Origin of the sequence: Streptosporangium sp. NPDC005286 (genome assembly GCF_040607515.1) — a bacterium.
Classification (GTDB): domain Bacteria; phylum Actinomycetota; class Actinomycetes; order Streptosporangiales; family Streptosporangiaceae; genus Streptosporangium.
In genome coordinates this window covers 1-5,411 of the sequence record NZ_JBEXGU010000305.1, presented here as the reverse complement: position 1 = coordinate 5,411, position 5,411 = coordinate 1, and the positions used below count along the sequence as shown (strand labels likewise).

Annotated in this window: 1 protein-coding gene; it reads left to right on the top strand. The window is 70.8% G+C overall.

Features of this window, described 5'->3' with window-relative positions:
• Positions 1-20 precede the first annotated feature (20 nt).
• Positions 21-5,411 (top strand): SDR family NAD(P)-dependent oxidoreductase (locus tag ABZU75_RS45020; protein ID WP_355569232.1); only part of this gene is annotated, 5,391 nt, incomplete at its 3' end.

Below are 5,411 nucleotides of genomic sequence, written 5' to 3'. Positions count from 1 at the left end.
GGCCGCCGCGGGGTGCGTCGGTGATCGAGCTGGACGGGTTGTATGAGCGGCTGGCCGGGGGTGGGCTGGGTTATGGGCCGGTGTTCCAGGGGTTGAGGGGAGCTTGGCGGGGTGCGGACGGTGTGGTGTTCGCCGAGGTCGGTCTGCCTGAGCAGGTTGTCGATGCGGGTGGGTTCGGGTTGCATCCGGCGTTGCTGGATGCGGCGTTGCACGCGGTGGCCTTCGCTGATCTGGACGGTTCCGAGGGTGTGCGGTTGCCGTTCTCGTGGGGTGGGGTGTGTTTGCACGCGGGTGGGGCGTCGGTGTTGCGGGTGCGGCTGGCCTGGGCGGGTGGCGATGCGGTGTCGTTGAGTGCGGTGGACGCGGCCGGGGAGCCGGTGCTGTCGGCGCGTTCGCTGGTGCTGCGCCCGATCTCGGTTGATGACCTCTCCGGCGCTGATGGTCGGGCGCTGGAGCGGGACGCGCTGTTCCGCCTGGAGTGGGCGATGTCGCCGGAGGCGGCGGCGTCCTCGGCGTCCGGCCCCCTCACTCAGGTGGCCGAGCTGACCTTGGACCTGGCATCGGATCCGGAGGTGGAGCTGGCGGCGCTGGAGGTGGTGCCGGAGGTGGTGACCGTCGTGGTCGGGTCGGCCGGGGACGGGGACGTGGTGGGGGCGGCGCACGCGTTGACCGCTCGTGTTCTGGGGTTGGTGCAGGGGTGGCTGGCCGATGAGCGGTGTGCTGATTCGCGGCTGGTGGTGGTGACGCGGGGTGCGGTGGTGGCCGGTGCGGGAGATGCGGTCACCGATCTGGGCGCGGCGGCGGTGTGGGGATTGATGCGGTCGGCGCAGTTGGAGAATCCGGGCCGGTTCGTGCTGGTGGATGTGGAGGAGGGGGCGTCTCTGGCGGTGCTGTCTGGGGTGCTGGCCTCGGGTGAGCCGCAGGTGGCGGTGCGTGGGGGTGAGGTGCGGGTTGCCCGGCTGGTACGGGTGGTGCCCGGCTCAGATTCCGGTGATGGCTCTGGCCCCGAGCGTGGCGTTGATCTCGCGTCCGGCTCTGGTTTGAGTGAGGATCGTGCCTGGGATCCGGAGGGAACTGTCCTGATCACCGGTGGGACGGGTGGTCTGGGGGCGTTGTTCGCGCGGCATGTGGTGGCCGAGCGGGGGGTGCGGCGTCTGTTGCTGACCAGCCGCCGGGGCCTGGACGCCCCCGGCGCGCTGGAACTGCGGGCCGAGCTGATCGCGCACGGGGTCGAGGTCGCGATCGCCGCCTGTGATGTGGCCGATCGGGACGCGGTGGCGGCGCTGCTGGCGCGGGTGGATCCCGGGCATCCGCTGACCGCGGTGATTCATACCGCGGGTGTGCTGGATGACGGGACGATTCCGTCGCTGACACCGGAGCGGTTGGCGACGGTGTTGCGGCCGAAGGTGGACGCGGCCTGGTATCTACATGAGCTGACTCGTGATGGAGGCTTGGCCGACTTCATCGTGTTCTCGTCGGTGGCGGGGGCGTTCGGTGGGGCGGGGCAGGGTAACTACGCGGCGGCGAACGCGTTCCTGGACGCGTTGGCGGAGTATCGGCGGGCGCAGGGGTTGGCCGCGCGGTCGCTGGCGTGGGGGCCGTGGGCACAGGACGCCGGGATGACCGGTGGGTTGGACGAGGTCGATCTGCGGCGAATGACGCGGGCGGGGATGTCGCCGTTGTCGGTGGAGCAGGGGCTGGCGTCGTTCGACGCGGTGGATGCGGTGGATCGTCCGGTGCTGGTGGTCGCGCGGCTCGACCTGGCGGCGGTGCGGGCGCGGGGTGAGGTGCCGTATCTGCTGCGCGGGCTGGTGCGGGGGGTTCGCCGGTCGGCGGTGTCGGGGTCGGTGTCGGGTGACGGTGCGCTGGTGCGGCGGTTGGCCGGGTTGGGTGAGGCCGATCGGGTGCGGTCGGTGGTGGAGTTGGTGCGGGCGCAGGTGGCGCTGGTGCTGGGGCATGCTTCGCCGGAGTTGGTGGAGGTGCGGCGGGAGTTCCGCGAGCTGGGCTTCGACAGTCTTACCGCGGTGGAGTTGCGTAACCGGCTGAACGCGGCGACGGGGTTGCGGTTGCCGGCGACGTTGGTGTTCGACTATCCGACTCCGGTTGGTCTGGCGGATTTCCTGCTGGGTGAGTTGCTGGGTGAGCGGGCCGATGCGGGTGTGCTCTCGCCGGTGGTGCGTTCGGTGGCCGATGATCCGATCGTGATCGTGGGGATGGCGTGCCGTTATCCGGGTGGGGTGGCCTCTCCGGAGGATCTGTGGCGGCTGGTGGTCGAGGAGACCGACGCGATCACCGGTTTCCCGACATCGCGCGGCTGGGATCTCGGAGCGTTGTACAACCCGGATCGGGAGAGCCGTGGAACCAGTTACGTGCGTGAGGGCGGGTTCCTGCACGACGCGGGGGAGTTCGACCCCGGGTTCTTCGGCATCTCGCCCCGCGAGGCGCTGGCGATGGACCCGCAGCAGCGACTGCTGCTTGAGGCGTCCTGGGAGGCGGTCGAGCGGGCCGGGATCGATCCGGTCTCGCTGCGCGGTAGCCGTACCGGCGTGTTCGCCGGGGTCATGTACCACGATTACGCGACCGGTGTGGAGTTTCCACCGGAGGTGATGAGCTTCTCCGGTACCGGTAGCGCCGGTAGTGTCGCGACCGGCCGGCTGTCCTACACCCTCGGCCTGGAAGGGCCGGCGGTGACCGTGGACACCGCGTGCTCCTCCTCGCTGGTGGCACTGCACTTGGCCGCACAGGCCCTGCGCGGTGATGAGTGCTCGCTGGCGCTGGCCGGTGGTGTGACCGTGATGGCCACGCCGAACTCGTTCATCGACTTCAGCGCCCAGGGTGGGCTGGCCGCCGATGGACGGTGCAAGGCGTTCGCCGACGGCGCCGACGGTGCGGGGTGGGCCGAGGGCGTGGGCATGCTGGTGCTGGAGCGGTTGTCGGACGCGCGCCGCAACGGGCACCAGGTGCTGGCGGTGGTGCGTGGTTCGGCGGTGAACCAGGATGGTGCGTCGAACGGTTTGACGGCGCCGAACGGTCCGTCGCAGCAGCGGGTGATCCGCCAGGCGCTGGCCGGCGCCGGGCTGTCGTCGGCCGAGGTGGACGTGGTGGAGGGCCACGGTACCGGGACGACGTTGGGTGACCCGATCGAGGCGCAGGCCCTGCTGGCGACCTACGGCCAGGACAGATCGGACGATCGGCCGCTGCTGCTGGGGTCGATCAAGTCGAACATCGGTCACACCCAGGCCGCCGCCGGTGTGGCGGGTGTGATCAAGATGGTGCTCGCGATGCGGCACGGGGTGCTGCCCAAGACGCTGCATGTGGACGCACCCTCGTCACATGTGGACTGGGCCTCTGGCGCGGTGGAGCTGCTGACCGAGCCGACGGCGTGGCCGGAGACCGACCGTCCGCGCCGGGCGGGTGTGTCGTCGTTCGGGATCAGCGGCACCAACGCGCACGTGATCGTTGAGCAGGGGCCGGAGCTCCCGGAGCCTGAGGCCAGGGTTCGCACAGGGGACCGGATGCCGGATGTCGCCGTGGAGCCGCCGGTGGTTTCGGTGGTGGTGTCGGGTCGTACGGCGGAGGCGTTGCGGGCGCAGGCCGGGCGGCTGGTGTCGTATGTGGGTAGCGATCCTGCTCCGGTGCTGAGCGATGTGGCGTTCTCGCTGGTGGCGACGCGGTCGGTGTTCGAGCATCGGGCGGTGGTGGTCGCGGCTGATCGTGAGGGGGTGCTGGCCGGGTTGGGTGCGCTGGCCGAGGAGCGGCCGGGTGTGGGTGTGGTGCGCGGGGTGGCCGCGACGCCGCCGCAGCTGGCGGTGTTGTTCACCGGTCAGGGCAGCCAGCGGGCGGGGATGGGCCGGGAGCTGTATGACCGGTTCCCGGTGTTCGCGCAGGCGTTGGATGAGGTGCTCGCGGAGCTGGACCCGTTGCTCGATGGGTCGTTGCGGGAGGTGTTGTTCGCCGAGCCGGGGTCGGTTGAGGCGGGGTTGCTGGATCGGACGGGGTGGGCGCAGCCGGCGTTGTTCGCGGTGGAGACGGCGTTGTTCCGGTTGGTGTCCTCGTGGGGGCTGCGGCCGGATGCGCTGGCCGGGCACTCGATCGGGGAGATCACGGCGGCGCATGTGGCCGGGGTGTTGTCCCTGAAGGATGCGTGTGTGTTGGTGGCGGGTCGGGCGCGGTTGATGCAGGCGTTGCCGCCGGGTGGGGCGATGGTGTCGGTGCGGGCCGCCGAGGAGGAGGTCGCCGAGCTGCTGGCCGGGCGTGAGAAGGAGGTGTCGGTCGCGGCGGTGAACGGTCCGGCCTCGGTGGTGATCGCCGGGGTGGAGGAGGCGGTGCTGGAGGTCGTCGCCGCTCTGCAGGAGCGGGGGGTCAAGACCAGGCGGTTGCGGGTGTCGCACGCGTTCCACTCGCCGTTGATGGATCCGATGCTGGAGGACTTCCGCGCCCTGGCCCGGACGTTGTCCTACGGCCCGCCGCAGATCCCGGTGGTGTCCACGGTGACCGGGCAGGCGGCCACCGACGAGCAGTTGTGCTCGCCGGACTACTGGGTCGAGCAGGTGCGTCGGGCCGTCCGCTTCTCCGACGGTGTCCGGACGCTGCACGCTCAGGGGGTACGGGCGTATCTGGAGCTGGGCCCCGACGGCGTACTGACCGCGATGGCCGATGACACCCTCACCGCGCTCGCCGACGCGGATGAGACTGTCCGTTCGCGGGCGGCCGCCGAGGAGTCGGATACTTATCGCGTCACCATGGGCGGGTATGCGGACTCGGACCCGGTGCTGGTGTCGGCGCTGCGCGGGGGCCAGGACGAGCAGGCGACGATCGTGATGGCGCTGGCTGGATTGCACGTGCACGGGGTGCCGGTGAGCTGGCCGGCCATGTTCCCCGGTGCCCGCCGGGTGGAGTTGCCGACGTATGCCTTCCAGCGTCAGTGGTTCTGGCCGAGTGGCAGACGGGCCGGAGATGCCGAAGGTCTCGGACAGGTCGTGGCGGGGCATCCGCTGCTGGGTGCCGCCATGGGTCTGGCCGACACCGACGAGGCGCTGCTGACCGGTCGTATCTCGCTGGGGTCGCATCCGTGGCTGGCCGATCACGTGGTGGGCGGGATGGTGATCTTCCCCGGTACCGGGTTCCTGGAGTTGGTGGTGCGGGCGGGTGATGAGGTCGGTTGTGATCTGGTCGAGGAGCTGACCTTGACCGCGCCGCTGGTGCTGGGTGCGGACGATGCCGTCGCGGTGCAGGTGCGAGTAGGGCCCGTGGACGGGATGGGTCGGCGTGAGGTGAGTGTTCACGCCCGGCCGGCCGGGGCCGATGATCACGATGCCTGGGTGCGGCATGCGATCGGTGTGCTGGTGGCCGGTGGCCAGGCCGGGGAGCGGTTCGATACGGCGGTGTGGCCGCCGCGGGGTGCGTCGGTG